The 19,011-nt window shown below is 54.8% G+C and carries 9 protein-coding genes and 1 CRISPR repeat array; of the genes, 4 read left to right on the forward strand and 5 right to left on the reverse strand.

Going from position 1 to position 19,011, the window contains the following annotated elements; translation table 11 throughout:
• Positions 1-223: 223 nt before the first annotated feature.
• Positions 224-1,558: a CehA/McbA family metallohydrolase gene (locus tag THTE_RS10560; RefSeq protein WP_095415408.1), complete on the forward strand. Its 1,335-nt coding sequence runs from the start codon at positions 224-226 to the stop codon at positions 1,556-1,558.
• Here THTE_RS10560 and THTE_RS10565 read toward each other — a convergent pair.
• Positions 1,503-2,942: a neutral/alkaline non-lysosomal ceramidase N-terminal domain-containing protein gene (locus tag THTE_RS10565; protein WP_157732024.1), complete on the reverse strand. Its 1,440-nt coding sequence runs from the start codon at positions 2,940-2,942 to the stop codon at positions 1,503-1,505. The genes THTE_RS10560 and THTE_RS10565 overlap by 56 nt on opposite strands.
• A gap of 181 nt (positions 2,943-3,123) precedes the next feature.
• On the opposite strand from THTE_RS10565, the gene THTE_RS10570 reads away from it, so the two are divergent.
• Positions 3,124-4,497 (forward strand): DegT/DnrJ/EryC1/StrS family aminotransferase, encoded by a 1,374-nt coding sequence (locus THTE_RS10570; protein WP_095415410.1) that lies wholly within the window; start codon positions 3,124-3,126, stop codon positions 4,495-4,497.
• An 89-nt stretch (positions 4,498-4,586) separates the two neighbouring features.
• Here the strand turns inward: THTE_RS10570 and THTE_RS10575 are convergent, their stop codons facing one another.
• On the reverse strand, positions 4,587-6,539 hold the full coding sequence (locus tag THTE_RS10575) for a DUF4091 domain-containing protein (protein ID WP_095415411.1): 1,953 nt from the start codon (positions 6,537-6,539) through the stop codon (positions 4,587-4,589).
• A 593-nt stretch (positions 6,540-7,132) separates the two neighbouring features.
• Here THTE_RS10575 and THTE_RS10580 point away from each other — a divergent pair.
• Both THTE_RS10580 and THTE_RS10585 read left to right on the forward strand, forming a co-directional pair.
• Positions 7,133-8,182 carry a hypothetical protein gene (locus THTE_RS10580; protein ID WP_157732025.1) on the forward strand — a complete coding sequence of 350 codons (1,050 nt, stop codon included), beginning with the start codon at positions 7,133-7,135 and terminating at the stop codon, positions 8,180-8,182.
• Positions 8,183-8,185: 3 nt separating this feature from the next.
• Positions 8,186-8,689 carry a hypothetical protein gene (locus THTE_RS10585; protein WP_095415413.1) on the forward strand — a complete coding sequence of 168 codons (504 nt, stop codon included), beginning with the start codon at positions 8,186-8,188 and terminating at the stop codon, positions 8,687-8,689.
• 320 nt (positions 8,690-9,009) lie between these two features.
• Positions 9,010-14,303: direct repeats of the CRISPR family, unit length 36 nt; unit sequence GCTGTGGTTTGCGGGGAATCGTCGCTCGGATACACT.
• A gap of 49 nt (positions 14,304-14,352) precedes the next feature.
• Here the strand turns inward: THTE_RS10585 and cas2 are convergent.
• The 3 genes from cas2 to cas9 are packed head-to-tail and all read right to left on the reverse strand — an operon-like array spanning position 14,353 to position 18,770.
• The gene (cas2, locus tag THTE_RS10590; RefSeq protein ID WP_237260119.1) at positions 14,353-14,694 is read right to left on the reverse strand and encodes a CRISPR-associated endonuclease Cas2; all 342 of its coding nucleotides are present in this window, start codon (positions 14,692-14,694) and stop codon (positions 14,353-14,355) included.
• Positions 14,681-15,589, reverse strand: a complete 909-nt coding sequence (gene cas1, locus THTE_RS10595; RefSeq protein WP_095415414.1) for a type II CRISPR-associated endonuclease Cas1 — start codon at positions 15,587-15,589, stop codon at positions 14,681-14,683. Before cas1 ends, cas2 begins: the two co-directional genes overlap by 14 nt.
• Complete coding sequence (gene cas9 / locus THTE_RS10600) at positions 15,582-18,770, reverse strand: type II CRISPR RNA-guided endonuclease Cas9 (protein ID WP_095415415.1); 3,189 nt, start codon at positions 18,768-18,770, stop codon at positions 15,582-15,584. Before cas9 ends, cas1 begins: the two co-directional genes overlap by 8 nt.
• Positions 18,771-19,011: the final 241 nt, after the last annotated feature.

The following is a 19,011-nucleotide window of genomic DNA, read 5'->3' on the forward strand; positions in this document are numbered from 1 at the left end:
TGCGACCGACGAGAGTGCGATATCCTCACCGTATCAGCAATAGGCTGCCAGGTACACCTGCGTTTGCGATCAACAGGCCGTTGAGATTCGTTTCCAGAGTATTGTCCGCGCTCTCGGCCGTTACTATACTGGAACCGCACATTAGGCGTGGACGCTACACACTGAACTCAGTTTTTAAATCTGCGTTTGATTGAAAGGCATGAGCGAAAAGGAGGGGAAGTCGATGAAGGCTCTTTCCAGGTGTCCTATCGCAGCTTGCTTGGTAGCCGCTGGGTTATGGCTGGGTTACGGTCATTTGCTGGCGGAGCAGGCCCCGCCCCCGCCTGTGGCTGTGCTTAAAGTACAGAGTCCTCAGCCAGGCGCAGTGGTATCGGGGAATTTGGCGATCCGTGTCGAGGTTGAACAACCCGCCGGCGCCTCACTTCCAAAGAGGATGTTCGCCGGGTTTGGTGGGCCCCCGTGGGCAGAATTGAAAAACCAAGACAGCGTCTGGGTTGGTGAGATCGACACGACACTCGTTCCCAATGGATCTCAAAATCTCCGGATCGTGACCGATAATCGCCGGGTGACGGCCACCGTCGGGGTGACGGTCAACAATCCGTTACGGGTGTGGTTTGCTGATTTACACAGTCATACGTCGTATTCGGATGGAACGTACTTTCCCGCCGACGCGTACAGTTATGCCCGAGATGTCGCCAAAGTGGACGTGTTCTGTCTCACCGACCATCTCGAATCACTGGACGAAAACGAGTGGACCGACATTCAAGAGGTGGCATGGGAGGCCAACGAGTTGGGAAAATTTACTGCCCTCATTGGGTTGGAATGGACAAGACAATGGGGACATCTGTGCATCTATAATCCGCCGACTTTTCGCTGGCCAAGCGATCCGGAGGCGTTTTACCGCGCCGCGGCCGAAGCCAAAGTTGTCCTCAAATTCAATCATCCAGGTGACGGAACCAAGTCCCATGGCGGCCTGGCGTATTCCGAATTGGGCGATAAGGTGGTCCAACTGATGGAAGTGCGAAACCCCGACGAGGAAAAGGCTTTTCGGCGGGCCCTTCGACTGGGCTGGCACCTGGCACCGGACGGCTCCACCGACACCCATTCGCCCAATTGGGGGAATGTGCGAACCTGGACGGGCATTCTGGCTCCCGGTTTGTCGGTACGCAATATTCTCGATGCCCTGGCGAACCGCCGTTGTTTTTCCACAGGAGATCGAAACTGCACCGTATACTTCGAGGTCAATGGCCTGCCTATGGGGACAATCCGCAGCCTGCCTGTGGAAAAGGTGGATGTCTCGCTGGTGATCTCGGACCCGGATGAAACTGACAGTATCGCGAAGGTGGAGCTGTACGTGGACGACGAACTCGCGGAGAGCTTCGAACCGAAACAGCCAAACGTGAGTTGGCGTAAAGAGCTTGCTTTGCCACCAGGGCCGCACTACCTATGGGCCAAGGTTATCCAGTCCGACAGCAACTCAATTTGGTGCGCTCCTGTCTGGATCACTGTGCGTGATTCGAAGCAGGGAGGCGACCAGCCCTCGGCTCCGCAGTCTTGAGCTCGGTTATCAGCGATTGAACTGCCGCTAGGATTTTCTGCTCGATCTCCGGTTCCCACCGGGTGGCCGGCAAGCCATAGACTGCAAATGCACCGCTTTCATAGCCGCCTTCTTCCCACACTCGCCGGGAAGGAATGTAGGCCATTACGTCGTTTGCGTAGCCGGCCACCCAAATTGTGGGCGCAACCGTGTTTTGCAAAATGTTAACGTAATCAACAACAACTTCGCCACCCAGTGCCACCCAGTAGTGATCGTCTCCGAGCCGCCAGACCTGCACGAGATACGGATAGGTGTCCGCCCATTGCTTGCCGGCTGCCTTTTCTGCTAGAAGCCGATTGGCCCATCTGGCCTGGTACCCGCCGGCCTGAACTGCTCGCTTCAGCGCGGTGTCGTCCACCAACTCGAACCGAAGATCGACCGTAGTAAACGCTGTTTTCAATTTTGGAGTGAGTGTTTGACCTGCCTTCCCCCAAGTGGATAGGACGGCACTGGCGAGTTGGTCGCCATATTTCTGGCACAGTTCTATCGAACGGCGCGGGATGGGGTTTTGATCGGCCCCACAACCGGCAAAAAACATTGCTGTGACGCCCGGCATAGCCTTTTCGACCGAAAGCTGTGCGAACCCTGGGTAATCACCGCACCATTGATAGATGGCCAGGGTCGTCGCATGGCAGGCGTATCCAAAAACTACGGCCAGGGGTTTCCCAGATGTGTCCATCACCCAGAAACCGGGCACCCGATGATTGACGGGCCCCCGCGGTTCTTCACCCCGGGCCAGGAGCGTTGGCACCTCGCTCTCTTTATTGTTTCGCCGATTGACAGCAAAATGGGCTTCACTTTCAAACGCCGATAGGGTAGCAGGACGAAGCGTCTGGAAAGCATGCTTGACCGTTGCGACGGCCCCTTGCTCCAGTTGACGCGTGTAGCGGGTGATGAGCTCTTTTTGCGCCTCGTCCAGCGGGTAAATATCGTAAAGTGCATTTTCCAGGACCGGTCCACAGTGGGTATGGCTGGCGGCAAGCATGATCTGATCTCGTTCCAGCCTAAGTTGCTCGTGCAGCTCCTGACAAATTTTCTCGCTTACGTGTCGCGGAAATCCCAGAAGGTCCGCAGTGATCAAAACCGCACGGTGTCCCTTCTGGTCTTCCAAGACCAGAGCCTTCAGCCACAAGTCGTGGATCTTTCCTTCAGACGGCCGCTCCCGTGCGGCATATCCAGCCATCCACTGGCCAACCGGAGGCGTGATCACCTGCCGCGCCACACCCGCTCGCCAGGTGCGGCCTACACCTTCGAAAGCAAGGATGGCCGGGCCCGATAGACCGCCCAATACCCCAACAAGGACCGCAGCCCCAATCAAGGCGAAAGACGCAAATCTTCGCATCATGTTGGCGACTCCGCGTGTGAATGTGACCCAACCCGTGTCGAAAACAAAACGAGGACATGCATCTGCGTCATGGTGCTTTTCGCGAATCGCGACCCCATTGTTGACGTAAGACGTGAAATTGGTCAAGATACTTTCGCGGATGAGTCCCCTGAATTTCTTGAACCAGTAGGGAGGTATCGCTATGGCCCGCCGAAATAATCGTCGGCAGTTTTTGGTGAACACGGGTGTTCTGGGGCTGGGTAGTATCGGTAGCGGATCGCTGATGACCGCGTTCTCTCAACAAGTTAATGTTCCCAATGTGGTCCCAGAGCTTCAGGAAAAACCGGCCCTCCTCGGTGGTAAGCCCGTTCTGTCCCGTTCCTGGCCTTCCTGGCCGATGGTCCATAAATCGGACGAAGATGCGATTATGGAGGTGCTGCGGGCGGGCCGGTGGTATCGTAACCGCTCCGTCGAAGAATTCGAAGAACGATATGCGGAATTGAATTCAGCGAGGTTTTGCATTGCGACTTCCAGCGGAACGACAGCCCTCTTCACATCCCTGGGAGCTCTGGGAATCGGACCCGGCGATGAAGTGATCGTCCCTCCCTTCACATTCATGGCGACTGTGACCGTAGTTCTCCTGCACTACGCTTTACCCGTTTTTGTGGATTCCGACCTCGAAACATTCCTGATGGACCCCAAGAAACTGGAAGCCGCCATCACGCCCCGCACCAAGGCGATCATTCCCGTTCACATTGGCGGCAATGTGGCGAATCTCGATGAGATTCTTGCCGTGGCAGAACGGCACAAAATTCCTGTTGTCGGCGATGCGTGCCAGGCCCACCTCGCCGAATGGCGCGGCAAAAGTGCCGGAAGCTGGGGAACCACAGGCTGCTACAGCTTTCAGCTCAGCAAGAATTTATGTTCAGGGGAAGGAGGCGCGATCCTCACCAACGATGAAGCAATCGCGGATGCCTGTTTTGCCTTCCACAATTGTTATCGGAAGCGTCCAAAGGCGGCTCCTACAGCCGATTTTAGCTTCGGACGAAATGGCAATTTCCGAATGACGGAATTTCAGGGGGCCCTGCTTCTAAGTCAGATGGAAGGAATTCGAGAACGGGCGGATCTCCGCAGCGACAATGCCGCCTATCTCACAAAGCTGCTTTCGGAAATCCCGGGTATTTCACCGGCACGGCAATATCCGCAGTGCACACGCAACGCCTACCATCTCTTTATGTTTCGCTATGACCCGGCGGAATTCTCGGATCTCCCCCGCAACCGCTTCGTCAACGCCCTTCGCGCTGAGGGTGTCCCCTGTTCGCCGGGATATAGCCCGTTGAATAAGGAAAAGTTCCTCCTCGACGCACTCCGGTCAGAGCCTTATCTGCGGGTTTACGGCCGCGAAGTTATCGATGCATGGCTCCAGAAAAATGAATGTCCTGAGAACGACAAGCTGTGCGAGCATTCCGTCTGGTTCTATCAAAATGTGTTACTGACTGACCATCAGACCATGGACAAAATCGCTCTGGCCATCAACAAAATCAAAAAACATGCCGGTGACCTTCGCAAGGGATGATACAGGGCCGCTTCCCCTTGACAGGCACCGACACATGAGCGCGGGGGACCACGTTTGCTTACGCGTGGCAGCGTGTGAACGTCACCTTGTTATGAGCGTCGCACGGTAAAGTAGCGCGTCATTGTTTTCGTGTGATTATCCTTGCGAAATTCCACGCGCACTTCTCCGCGCTCACCACGGGGAGTCGCGCGACATCCAAACCAGCCGTCGTCCCGCACAGAAATCGGAGTCCCATTCACCAGGACTTCCGTTCCCGTTTCCACCACACCACGGACCTCCAGATTGATGGGACCATGGATAAGGGTCGTGCCCTCTGGTGGTTGAGTGACAACTAGACCAAGAGGCGGTTGATCCAGGGCTTCAATTTCGTCGGCAATAAGTTTTCGAGTTTGCCAGATTACCGAACTCTCTCGAGTTACAGAGCCCAAGTCGGGAACCACGCGTCGGACAAGCTCCAGCGGTCGCTGACGGGGATCAATAAATCGCGCGGCCTCACCTAAACGGGTGCGAATTTGTTCTATCTTGCTTTGAAGTAGGTAGAGGTATTCAAAATCCTCGAGACTTTCGCGCTGGATTTCCCACCGAATGGAGTCGAGTGGACCGTCACGGCCGGGATAGACGACATGCGTGTCGCCCGGAGGAAGGTTTTCGCGCGGCACCCCAAAGGGATTTTCACCCCAAAAGTTCCATCCCCAATGGAGATACCCTTTCAGATCGTAGCGATAGTTGATCCAGTGAAGCACCCGCACAGATGTTCCTGGGAAGTCGAGAAAACGGTTCGGATACACGTTTCCGAACGGATGGCAGCAGATATAGTACCACAGCTCGGCCGAGTTTCGGCGTTTTTCAAACGCTTCGCGCCATGCATCGTACTGAGAAAGCTTGGGAACCCAGATTTCGAGAAAGCCGTCAAAATCCGTTGTTTCAATGGCGTCAATTCTGCGGAGTCGAGGGGCCGCTTGATGGACGAGAGCCGAAGCCTCACGCCAGGAGCCCACATTCATAATGGCCGGCTCATCGCTCACATGGATCATGGCCTTGGATAGCCAACCCTTTTCTTCCAGATGACGTTCCAGATTTTCCAAAAATGGCTTCAGTCCTTCTGAATACTCAAGCGTTACATAGGATCCAGTCTTGGCATCCCTCGCACGAAGCCGCGACAGAACCACCCGATTGCCCCAACCTCCCTCTGGGTAACCAACATGAGAAATCTCAATCCCGTCGCTGACCCCCGCTCGGAAAAAAGTTTCCACAAACCGATCGAAGCGGCTGTAATCGAAGGAGAGTGAGCCGTCTTCCCGACGAACAACTTCGATGAGCGACCATGGAGTGAGCACGACGTTCTGCCGATGCTCGGCCATGTCGCGGGCATATCGTTCCAGAATCGACCAAAATGCGTCACTATACAGTTCAACACCATGGGCCTTTGCAATATTGCCCAGATTAAACCAGTTCGTGACAAAAAGATGCCTTTCCCCAGGCAGAGCGAAACTGAAAACCCTCAAAGTCATGGGCAATTGTGTTTCCTGTTTATCGAGCGAAACAGTCACCGTACCGGAATAGGAACCGGGCTTGGCATCTTCAGGCACAAACACCGTGATCCAGATCGGTTGTGCCTGACCGGGCGGCAGTGCGATCGTGGAGTCTTCCAGGAGGGGATCAGGTATCTCGCACGGTGCTGCGGCAACGCGAATAAGTTCCGAGTCTGGGGTATTCTTATTGAGGAGAATGTAGCCCACGAATCGTACACGAATATGCTCTGCCGAAATTCGGTCTATCTGGTTTTCATGCAGAAGGTCGGAAATCTTGACAGTAAGCTCTTTGACAGGTTCAGGAGTCCTCACCACGAACTGTGCCGATTCATACTCATTGCGGGCGGATTCGAGCTGAAATTCCTGGGACGCCTTGTCTGACGGTCGGGCATCTCGCAAAACCTTCGTGTGGACGTCTTCGACCCACACCTCGGCTACGACCCCGTTCAGCCAGGGCGTCCACAGTGTGCACAGCAAGCCGATGGTGGTGAGGGATCCTGCAAGTCTCATGGCTTTCGCTCCTCTAGATGACCGTAATGCTGAACCAGCCGCTCCTAATCGCCGCTGTTATTCTAAAGAATACAGATCGCTGCCAAAAGTGGACCGATCATAGTTCGGTACTTGCGCTACTCCATGCACAGCGATTAAAGGCCTCCATCAACAGAGCGTGTGCTCGTTGGAAGACAATGGATTATCCAACGTCGAAAGGCGGACGAAAAATGCACGCTCCTGCGAGAACCAGGACGGCTTGCTCGTCGTGCGTATTTTCTGCAACTGAATAAAGTTTGCAGGAAGGCCGTCGCCGCACTTGTATAGTGTTTTCATTCCACTCCGGACTGCAAGGAACAGATCAAAAAAGGGTGATCGCGGCACCTATAAGCCGGTTCCATGGTGACTTTTCCTGGGAGGCGCGTTCATCGTGCCCGCCAGATGAGAGCGGAGGATCCAGCGCTGGCGAGTGGACACGACCGGCACCGTGTTCTGAATACCGGGATAAGAGTCTGGTCCCACTGGGCGGAATCGCGCTTCTTTTTGGTTTCCACCCATCGAACAAACCCTCCGAGGCTGGAGCGCTGGACGTTTTTTCCGAACACGTCTTTCAAGTGTGTGTCCCACTGGGCCACCTCCTCCAGGTCACTGCACACGATCATCGTGGCACGGTGCTGGCGATTAAGGCCGACGAGGTGCGGAAGCTGGTGGGACTGACCGCGCCGGGGCCCGATGATGAAGTACTCCAGTTGCCGGGGCAAGCAGGTGGCGAGGAGGCCCCGCTGCCTTTTCAGTACGAACGCGAAGGGGCTACGGCGGTTGAGTATGCTCTTCCCCCGGGACTCCCACCGAACCCCCATCCCATGCAGGTTGTCCATTTGAAGGAAGGGTCGTATATTTGGGCGCCCAGCAAGAAGAATCCTGAAGTTTTCCGCTGGCAATCCCTGCAAGAGGCGATGCAGCATCGGCTGTTCGTCTCGCCGGTGGTGGAGGGGAAAAAGACAGCCCAGGAGGCGTTGGAGGGCATCAAGTCGGAAACGCACCAGAAGGCCGTTCAGAAGTATCACCGCATCCTGGGGATGGCCGATTTGCATCCCACGACGGTGCATGACGCGGTGGGGCAATTCGGTGAACCCGAGCACTCATTCATGGCCACTTTTGGGAAGTTTGAAAAGGACAAACTGACACTGGCGGCATGTACGATGGGATTGGTATCGGAAAAGCCGCAGCTCGGCGTGGCCATGTTTGAGCGGATTCCCAGGCTAAGGAAATACGGGATGCTGACGGCCCGCATTGCCAAACCGCTAGAGGAGATTGATAAGGTCATGCGGGAAGTCCAAGAGAAAACGGGGATTTACGGCTGGACAGTGGTGCCCTATGAGGGTTTCTTTGAGATTGTTTTGTGTGCCGACAAAGATCAACTAGATGTGGCAAAAAAGGATATTCAAGAGAATTTCAGAGGTAGCAAACTCAAGAAATATGGTGGCAAATTGCACTATATCGGGGAGGACGATAGGGAGCACGCTGCGGAAACCTACATCAAGAACATCATGGCCATAGCCGGCAGTAAGGCCGAATATTACTTAAAGCTGGTATCCCATAATGTCCCGAAAGAAGTGTTTACCCAATTAGCACAGAAAAATGCGACAAAACCGGGGAGCTAACCGATGAGTAACAGAAACCACAAACGGAACATACTCAGCGCTGAACAGATAAGAGCTCTTGAAAAGGAACGCGACCTATTGTGGGAAAAAATTTTTGCTATTAACGAAGAGGCCAAACGATATGTCCAGTCCATTCTTGATTCGGTCGGGAATAAGCCAGTTGTGAGGAATCCTCATCCAGAAAAGAATCCAATGTATGATATTCACAAATCTATGCGTTTTTTTGAGGATAATCCTTGGTTTTGGCAAATCAAAGATGACGACGAACCTAAACTCAAGGCAATGAAATCCGCCCTAAGGCATACATTCATTCACGAGTACCTATTAACTCCTGAAGAAGATAAGGAATTGGAGCGTATCCTCGCGAAAGCGGATCCGCTTGAGCGACGAATAGATGTTATTAACAAGATGCTCTGGGAAGGCTTAACACAAGAGGAGGCCGAGGCCGAGGTTGCCGAAGAGGAGCGAGAAGAGGAAGAAGGTGGGGACGCGGTGCTTTTCGTATGAGTGATCCAGCAAGCTGAAACTGAACTTCTCTGTTCGTGTTGCCCTCCACGAAGGCCGCCTGTGCCCCCCGTGCACAGGCGGTTCTTTTTTTCGCCCCATGAGCCTGGCGACTTCCTGGCTGCCCCCAAGGGTGGACATTGGAAGATAAAAGCACACCCCCTGATCGAGCTATTGACTCCGGTCTGCCTGTTTCTGGTATTAGTCGTGTAATCGCACAACTATAGGTGGAAAAGCATGGCGACCATTACTCTCGATAAACAACTGGATAGTGAACAAGTGCTCGATACACTCGCGCGCGTCATTACGAGAACGCATTCTACGCTGTGGTTTGCGGGGAATCGTCGCTCGGATACACTTGAGAGCGTCAAGTTGAACGTTACAAGCGAGCTGTGGTTTGCGGGGAATCGTCGCTCGGATACACTCACTTTCCCATAAATAGTACAAGATTGTTGCTGTGGTTTGCGGGGAATCGTCGCTCGGATACACTGAGGGATGTCTCTGGAAAGGCCTCGACCAAGCTGTGGTTTGCGGGGAATCGTCGCTCGGATACACTTACTCCGAATTGTGCTACTGCGGGCGCAAAGCTGTGGTTTGCGGGGAATCGTCGCTCGGATACACTGAGGGATGTCTCTGGAAAGGCCTCGACCAAGCTGTGGTTTGCGGGGAATCGTCGCTCGGATACACTTTCGCCGCTGCACTCGTGGCATAGGTACGCGCTGTGGTTTGCGGGGAATCGTCGCTCGGATACACTGAGGGATGTCTCTGGAAAGGCCTCGACCAAGCTGTGGTTTGCGGGGAATCGTCGCTCGGATACACTTACTCCGAATTGTGCTACTGCGGGCGCAAAGCTGTGGTTTGCGGGGAATCGTCGCTCGGATACACTATCTCCCATTCGTTGAAGGATGCCCCGAATGCTGTGGTTTGCGGGGAATCGTCGCTCGGATACACTTTCGCCGCTGCACTCGTGGCATAGGTACGCGCTGTGGTTTGCGGGGAATCGTCGCTCGGATACACTCACGGCTCTGAACTCGCTGCGGCCATTGCGGCTGTGGTTTGCGGGGAATCGTCGCTCGGATACACTTGGGCTTCCTGAGCTTGTCGCGCCGCTTCGCTGTGGTTTGCGGGGAATCGTCGCTCGGATACACTACGCGGCGTACTCCGCCCGCGTCAGCTGGCGCTGTGGTTTGCGGGGAATCGTCGCTCGGATACACTTCGCTAATCTACGACCGGGCGCCGGTGAGGCTGTGGTTTGCGGGGAATCGTCGCTCGGATACACTGTACCGCGGGAGTTGCTCTGGTCGCATCGGCTGTGGTTTGCGGGGAATCGTCGCTCGGATACACTTGGCCGGATGCTCCCGTACGACGAATCAGTGCTGTGGTTTGCGGGGAATCGTCGCTCGGATACACTTCAATGACTTTCGCCTGTTCATCCGAAAGGCTGTGGTTTGCGGGGAATCGTCGCTCGGATACACTTCAATGACTTTCGCCTGTTCATCCGAAAGGCTGTGGTTTGCGGGGAATCGTCGCTCGGATACACTACACGCGATGTGCGGCGTCGGTCTTTTGTTGCTGTGGTTTGCGGGGAATCGTCGCTCGGATACACTTCTATCGTTCTTGGAATGGGATAGGCATCCGCTGTGGTTTGCGGGGAATCGTCGCTCGGATACACTTGTGAGCCCGACGTTCCAGGATTGACTGCAGCTGTGGTTTGCGGGGAATCGTCGCTCGGATACACTGTGTCCCGGGAAGTCCTGGAGGGCATGATGCTGTGGTTTGCGGGGAATCGTCGCTCGGATACACTCCTTCGTCGATCCCGTTCTCATCGCGCGTGCTGTGGTTTGCGGGGAATCGTCGCTCGGATACACTCTTTACTGTCGTCAATCGCTGTGTTTTTAGCTGTGGTTTGCGGGGAATCGTCGCTCGGATACACTCCTGTGCCGTCGCGAGTGCGCCTGCCCTACGCTGTGGTTTGCGGGGAATCGTCGCTCGGATACACTATTATCTTGCGTGTGTTAGCGCCGAATACCGCTGTGGTTTGCGGGGAATCGTCGCTCGGATACACTCGCATGATGCGTTTGCGTGCCTACCAGAAAGCTGTGGTTTGCGGGGAATCGTCGCTCGGATACACTCGAAACGTGATCCACTACTTTCGAGCGATGGCTGTGGTTTGCGGGGAATCGTCGCTCGGATACACTGCTTTGAGTTTGTAGTTAACCGGTTCTGCCAGCTGTGGTTTGCGGGGAATCGTCGCTCGGATACACTTGGCTATCGGGATCGAGACACAGGACGTTGCTGTGGTTTGCGGGGAATCGTCGCTCGGATACACTTATTTCGCGCTCTGGCTGGCAAAGCACAAGGCTGTGGTTTGCGGGGAATCGTCGCTCGGATACACTGGCTGAGGCGAGATGATCGAAACTGGGGCAGCTGTGGTTTGCGGGGAATCGTCGCTCGGATACACTAGCCCGCGATTCTTGGAAGAGGCCGAAGAGCTGTGGTTTGCGGGGAATCGTCGCTCGGATACACTAGCCCGCGATTCTTGGAAGAGGCCGAAGAGCTGTGGTTTGCGGGGAATCGTCGCTCGGATACACTTATACTTTTCCCCCAGATGACGTAGGTCTTGCTGTGGTTTGCGGGGAATCGTCGCTCGGATACACTTGAAAAGGGGGACGCAGGGCGGGAGAAAAGCTGTGGTTTGCGGGGAATCGTCGCTCGGATACACTAACGTGAACGTCTGGGGGATAGAGGAACAGCTGTGGTTTGCGGGGAATCGTCGCTCGGATACACTGTGTCCCGGGAAGTCCTGGAGGGCATGATGCTGTGGTTTGCGGGGAATCGTCGCTCGGATACACTTTGCCGCTTTTTTCAAGGATAAACCTTGACGCTGTGGTTTGCGGGGAATCGTCGCTCGGATACACTATGGATTGACGTGACCGCTTCCGACAGTGCGCTGTGGTTTGCGGGGAATCGTCGCTCGGATACACTGCGAACTGCTGGCATTCACTGTCTGGAGCTGTGGTTTGCGGGGAATCGTCGCTCGGATACACTATCGCGTGATCGGAACGTCTAATAATTTGAGCTGTGGTTTGCGGGGAATCGTCGCTCGGATACACTATGGCAGCACTCATCCAGGAAATGCAGCGCGCTGTGGTTTGCGGGGAATCGTCGCTCGGATACACTGAATCGTGGTGCGAACAAGATTTCCCGGTGGCTGTGGTTTGCGGGGAATCGTCGCTCGGATACACTGTGAACCGGAATAGGGCGGCACCCCAGGGTGCTGTGGTTTGCGGGGAATCGTCGCTCGGATACACTAGGTGCCCGGTTCGGTGACGGCCGGGGGGGCTGTGGTTTGCGGGGAATCGTCGCTCGGATACACTAAGCCGCCGTGCAGAGATTGCTCTTCGATCGCTGTGGTTTGCGGGGAATCGTCGCTCGGATACACTTGTGCCGGTCACCGGTTCGCAGCCGACGAGCTGTGGTTTGCGGGGAATCGTCGCTCGGATACACTCCGCGATCCAGGGATCTCAAAATGGGAATCGCTGTGGTTTGCGGGGAATCGTCGCTCGGATACACTCGCGTGCCATTCGATTTGCGACAACGGATTGCTGTGGTTTGCGGGGAATCGTCGCTCGGATACACTTACTCGTTCCACGCCGGACTGGACGTTGTGCTGTGGTTTGCGGGGAATCGTCGCTCGGATACACTTCTGCACCCGGGCCGTGCTCAATCTGGCGGCGCTGTGGTTTGCGGGGAATCGTCGCTCGGATACACTGCGCCGCCATGGAAGGACACGCTTTTCAACGCTGTGGTTTGCGGGGAATCGTCGCTCGGATACACTGCTCCCCTCTGTCGAGCTGCCACAGGCTGTGCTGTGGTTTGCGGGGAATCGTCGCTCGGATACACTAAACCATCCGCAGCGCTCGCACCAGACAATGCTGTGGTTTGCGGGGAATCGTCGCTCGGATACACTCCTGCGGCTGTCCTTGTCCCTGCCCAGGCTGCTGTGGTTTGCGGGGAATCGTCGCTCGGATACACTGCCGCTTGATGTTGGCCTTGATTGCGGCTTGCTGTGGTTTGCGGGGAATCGTCGCTCGGATACACTCCATCAACACGGGCAAGTTCGTGGAAGTGCGCTGTGGTTTGCGGGGAATCGTCGCTCGGATACACTAAGGCCGATTGGGATGTTGATGAGGCCCATGCTGTGGTTTGCGGGGAATCGTCGCTCGGATACACTAACACTCTGGGGACACAGTGACGAGACCGTGCTGTGGTTTGCGGGGAATCGTCGCTCGGATACACTCGGTCGCATGGGCCTCCGTGGTCAGTGTCGCTGTGGTTTGCGGGGAATCGTCGCTCGGATACACTCGAGCCCCAGCGCCGAATCCTACGACGTACTGCTGTGGTTTGCGGGGAATCGTCGCTCGGATACACTGGGAGCACTGGACTTCGATTCGCTGTTCGGCTGTGGTTTGCGGGGAATCGTCGCTCGGATACACTGAGGGACGATGCCCTCATCGACGTTATCGTGCTGTGGTTTGCGGGGAATCGTCGCTCGGATACACTACTCGTCGATTTTGTCGAGCCACGCCGCAGGCTGTGGTTTGCGGGGAATCGTCGCTCGGATACACTAAAATACTTGTTCTTAGGAACGTCTACTCGCTGTGGTTTGCGGGGAATCGTCGCTCGGATACACTGGCGTTTTCCTGTATCCCCCTGAAGTTTAGCTGTGGTTTGCGGGGAATCGTCGCTCGGATACACTGAAGGGGGGAGTGAACAGGCCGGTCTGGCAGCTGTGGTTTGCGGGGAATCGTCGCTCGGATACACTTCAGGATACTCCAGCGCTTCAGAGATCTGGCTGTGGTTTGCGGGGAATCGTCGCTCGGATACACTCAAGGGTGAGGTCAAGGGTGAGGTCAACCCGCTGTGGTTTGCGGGGAATCGTCGCTCGGATACACTATCTTTTCGCCGTCACCTGCCGCGGAGAAAGCTGTGGTTTGCGGGGAATCGTCGCTCGGATACACTAGCTGATTCTGGTGGAGGGGACGGAAATCTGCTGTGGTTTGCGGGGAATCGTCGCTCGGATACACTAGGGGATGGGTGATGGGGAACTCCCGGGGCGCTGTGGTTTGCGGGGAATCGTCGCTCGGATACACTCGATCTCCCCGTTTAACGGCTTCCCATGAGGCTGTGGTTTGCGGGGAATCGTCGCTCGGATACACTAATGCCCGTGTTCAGCGCCCGCGCAACCGCGCTGTGGTTTGCGGGGAATCGTCGCTCGGATACACTCCCGCACCTACAAGGGGAAGCACGTCTTTGGCTGTGGTTTGCGGGGAATCGTCGCTCGGATACACTCACGGAAGGACTGACCTTTCTACTCTTTCGGCTGTGGTTTGCGGGGAATCGTCGCTCGGATACACTTAATCCTGCGAGAAGAATTGCTCACAAAGCAGCTGTGGTTTGCGGGGAATCGTCGCTCGGATACACTCCTTGCGAAATGACACGACTCGCCCTCTTAGCTGTGGTTTGCGGGGAATCGTCGCTCGGATACACTTTGGCCTTTTTGGAGGAGTGGCGAAATTTTGCTGTGGTTTGCGGGGAATCGTCGCTCGGATACACTACCTGCGACCAACTTCGTTAAAAGAACACAACTTGCGACACGCCCATGCTCAAAAAAGCATGAGCTGCCGAGGTGCTTTTTCATTCTCCTGGCGAATTTTTCCCACATAGTTTTCCATTTTTCCAAATTGCCGGTCAGTAACGGGTAACAGCCGAACAGCGCCTTTCGGCGGTAGGTTCGCTCGGATCTCCTGCCGATAGGGATGCATTGCCTCTTCACTTGGAAATGGCCTGGCGTACACAGAGTACTGTAACTGACAAAACCCCATTTCCAGCAAACGTTTGCGGAAACGTGTGTACTCCCTCCTCGCCTTCCGGTCGTCCATGGGCAGATCAAACAAAACAAAAAGCCACATGATCTTGTAACCTGACGGGAGATCACCGCGAGGCATGGCAGCTCCAATCGGGCAACAGCAAGTCACGGCGTTTTTTTAAGAACACGTCCGCAAGCGAGGCGGCAATTCGACTGAGTACATCAAACAGCGTTCGTCTTTCACCCTCGAAGAAATATCGCTCCTCGAGAAACCCAAGTAAACGCGATTTCACCTCTGGTGTGAGTTCTGCATCTGCTGGGAACTCCCTCAATAACGCAACCACCAATAGATCCACGCGAGGGCGAAACGGCTCCATCAAATCGTCGGCCAGACAAAACGGATTGTACCGATTATGGTGATGAATCCCCAAACTTGGATGGAGGCCCACTCCTGTTATGGCTCGCGCAGTTACAGCCCGTAAAATGGCATAACCATAATTCAAAAAGCGATTCTGATCATTCCGATCGGGATCTCTGCGAAACGTTCGATCCTGGAAAAGGTATTGCCAGTATCGACGAGACGCCATTGCTTCCACATTCGAGGTGTCGCCCGACCGAACTCTCGCAGCCAGTCGCGCTAAGCCATAATCCCGCCCGTGCAATTCTTGAAGAACAGCAGCCTGGGATTGAATCTTGCTGCGGACGATTTGCTGCCATAATCTTTTTCGAGTGGGCAACGAGGCCTGTGCCTGGGCCGCCAGTCGTTCAGTTTGAACATGATGGTTCACGAGAGGGAACATTGTTCCCACGGGCCGGCTCGTCGCATCGCATATCACGCAGACAGCCCCAGCCTCGGCAAGGCCCGCCAGAACCGGCTGGGTCAATGTGATGCACGGGTTGGCCGCAATCAGAACCGCAAGCTCTGCCAAAGGCAGAGTCACCTCCAGCTCATCTCCCGTCTTGATGACGAGTTGTCGATGACGGACCGACAGTTTCGCCGGTTTGTTTGCCAGTTCGACGACGTGATTAATCATTCGCCGGAAGGACCTCGCCCAAAGGTGTCACCATCACCTTCCGTGCGCGACGCTGGAAAAGCTGACGATACGTAGCGCGTATTCGCTCCCGTTGCTCTCTTATCAAGGTAATTGGACGAGCGTCGTGAGGCAAGCGCAATTCCAAATTATCGTCGGAAATTCCAACCACCCGGAGAAGTTGCTTTTGGCCATCATCGTTGATCCATTCGATGTATTCGCTTTTGGCCAGCGAGAATTTGAATCGGGTGTTTGGGCCGTGATCGCGGCAAACTACCGGCTCACCCCGTTTCTTACGCTCGTATGCTTCGTACAAACTGACGATCTTGCCCTTCCAACGGACCTCTTGACCTTGCCCATCGAGCAAAGCATAAATCTCGATGTGGTGATTGTTTCCAGGCACGACGTAACGTTGGCGAGGACCATCCCCTACCGCAATGACGGAGCTGCTCACCCAAATTCGAGCGGATTTAACAGGCAAAGCGGTGTTATTTTTTCCGCGAATAATCGGGAGGTTGGCGTCAGTGGCAAACGCCTTTTTGGGATCCGATGTCCCAAGCTGCTTCAATTTTTCCTTCACTAAGTCCCGAACAGTTGGATCGACGATCCTTTCGACTTCATGGGAGGACATTTCCCTGAGAGGCTTGCGAACCTTGGTCTTCCCCTGTTCCGTGGGCGGTGCGTAATATGTTTGGTCGTGGAGGGCTCCAGAAAGACGCCGGCTGACTCGGAACGAAACCACAATCCCCTCCACATGCCGTTGCACATCGCTCAGGAAAGTACTCCATGGGGGATCAAGCCGGACAGCCACTCGTGGCCAGGCCTTCAAAAGGCGCGATGCTTCGTGGGCGAACCGCTGGATCATTGAGGGTTCCGTGAGTGCCACAACTATCGCGTCAATCGCATGATGACGGTGATCGTAACGATTCTTTTCGGGACTCCCTCCTAAAATCGCGTTGAGATTCCATGCACGTCGGAAGAGGCCGGTTAAACCACCGGCAACTGTAAAGACCCGCTGTTGCCCGGTCGGGTCAATTCTTCCCCCATATAAATGTCCTAAATAATCGGCGGCTGCCTTAGAGATCCACCGGGTATCACTCAGCTGTCGGAGTGCGAAGTCGGGTGGTATTTCTTCTGCTTGAAAGCGAACAAGCTTCTGCCGCGCGAATGGGCCACGAAAGTTTCTCACTCGGGTGATTATCTCCTGCCAGCGCACCGGATCAGTGGCGTAAGCCTCGTACGGAGTGCGGCCCGCCTTGACTGAACGATTCTCTTGGTGATAGCACAGGGTCTTATTCATGAACGAATCGTCAAGCGAGCGATGCAGCGGCCAGATATGCTCCACATCAAACTCGGGATGATCCCCCAACAATGCTTGAGTTGTGATCTGCTTGCCCGTGTACGGACATATCCAATTGCATTCTTCAGCCAACAGATATTTCTCAATATCCCTGGGCGCGGCTGTCCGACCGAGTTCCTGCAGCACCCTCTGCGCCGCCTCCTCCCGCCGTTTTTGCTGCTCCCGCATCCGCTTCGAAATCTCCTCACGCTCCTTGCGAGAACGTTTCAATTCTCGAGCCACTTCCACTCGAATGCATCGAGGTATCCCATACTTGCGGATAATCGCGTTAACCACCTTGCGCAGTTCGGTGAGAGCTCTGATCAGCAGCGGATTTCTCACCGTCGGTAGAACCTGCCGAACCGGCGGTAGCTCAGCATGTTGATTAATCTTCCGTTGTGTCCCACCATAAACTTTTTGTATCGCTGCATTGAGACGCTCGCCCTGCTCCAGTAACGGCAGAAGCCTTCGAATAGCCCGGCGACTGAAGCTGTGGTAGCCTTGCTCTAACGGCAGTCCAGCGAGTTGAGACGCAACTTCGCGGTTAAACCCCCAAACCCTATGCAGATGCTCCTCAAGGGTATCAGCGCGAAGAAATGCTATCAAAGTATCTACCAGCGCTTTTTGTCTTTCCCTACCCAAATCCTCCCACGTAGCATCACCTATGACTTTTCTAATTTGGGCAGAAGTTCTATTACCCGGCAGCTTTTTCTCACCACCACGTTCCAGATTGCATTCCCAACCTTCACCTTTTTTGCCCGTGGGAATTCCGAGAGTCTTTTTAATCAGAGTGAAACTCAGGTCTTCGTTTCGTTCCGCCAGATCATAGAGTTTCTGCCTTTCTTCCGGCGACAGCACACGGCGCTGACCTTGTGGATCGGTGAACTCAAGATCATTAATTCGCTGCATATACCGAATTCTCTGTGCTTCAAGAGAGGCCATTGGCGCACGCCTGAAAGGATAGATATATTCGACCTGTCCGTTGGGACGTTTCCGCGGGAGCACTTCCAATGGGCAGCGTCCCACAAGGCCGTGCTGCAATTTGAGAGGTCGTTGAAAAAAGATCGCCTTGTAGAGTCGTGCTTTCTTGCTATCCGTAAGAGAATTCGGATGATGGGAACGTTGTGCGTTCCATATCTGTTCGAACTCGTCCTGGAACATTTTCCGAGAGGTGTAACGATTACGAATTCTTTGCTCGTGCGGATTGAGCCGCGAGAAAAACTCGCCCAGCGTACGCGCACCCGATTTCTGAATTTCATCCTGAAGCTGCGAAATCCCTTGCTTCACGACGCCGAGTTCTTCATCCTTATTCTTCTCAAGTGTGCGCCGGTTGCTGAGAAATCCGCGACGTTGGGCAAGGTGGAAAAAGACGCGGCCCAACAACTCGGGTGGCAGTGGATGATCAAGTGCTGCGGCTCGGAGACGGTAAATGAACGTGTGAGCTAGAAGGCCGTCGTTATTTGCACCCGGAACATTTGTCCGCAGCCATTCTTGGGCTTTTTGATCGAGCGTTTCAAGATACGCTTTGCGAGCGGTACTCGACCGCGGCCCGGTTAGAAAGAGGCCCATTTCCTGAAGCACCCGATATGTTCGTCTAAGACGCTGAGCCCGGCGAAACATTTGGCGGCGCAGTTGCCTTGCTTGACGCCGCGATTGACCAGGTGGTTCCTCTTTTCCTTTTTCGACCTCTTCCAAACTCGCGTTGCTGAGTTCCCAACACCGAACCCCTGCTCCGAGCAACGACTGCCCACCATCGTTATCAATTTCAATGGCTGCCCAACCTAGGGATACAACCCCGAGGTCAATTCCCAAGACGTAGTCTACCTGGCCGTTCTTTGTTTTCATGATTGTCCCATTTCCTCTATCAACTCACATTACTGAAAAACTCCTCCCATTTTAGCTCAATGGGGAGTTGACAACCACTGCGATTCGTTTTACTATGGAATCCAGTGTATCCGAGCGACGGTTCCACGCAAATCACAGTAAGGTGATTCCGTGTGGAATCGCCGTACGGTAAACCCAGCATGCTGGGTGCCGTTAACGCCCTCAGCCTGTGGCGGGGGCGTTTTTTATGCGCTTCAGCTCG

The sequence above is a fragment of the Thermogutta terrifontis genome, assembly GCF_002277955.1.
GTDB lineage: Bacteria > Planctomycetota > Planctomycetia > Pirellulales > Thermoguttaceae > Thermogutta > Thermogutta terrifontis.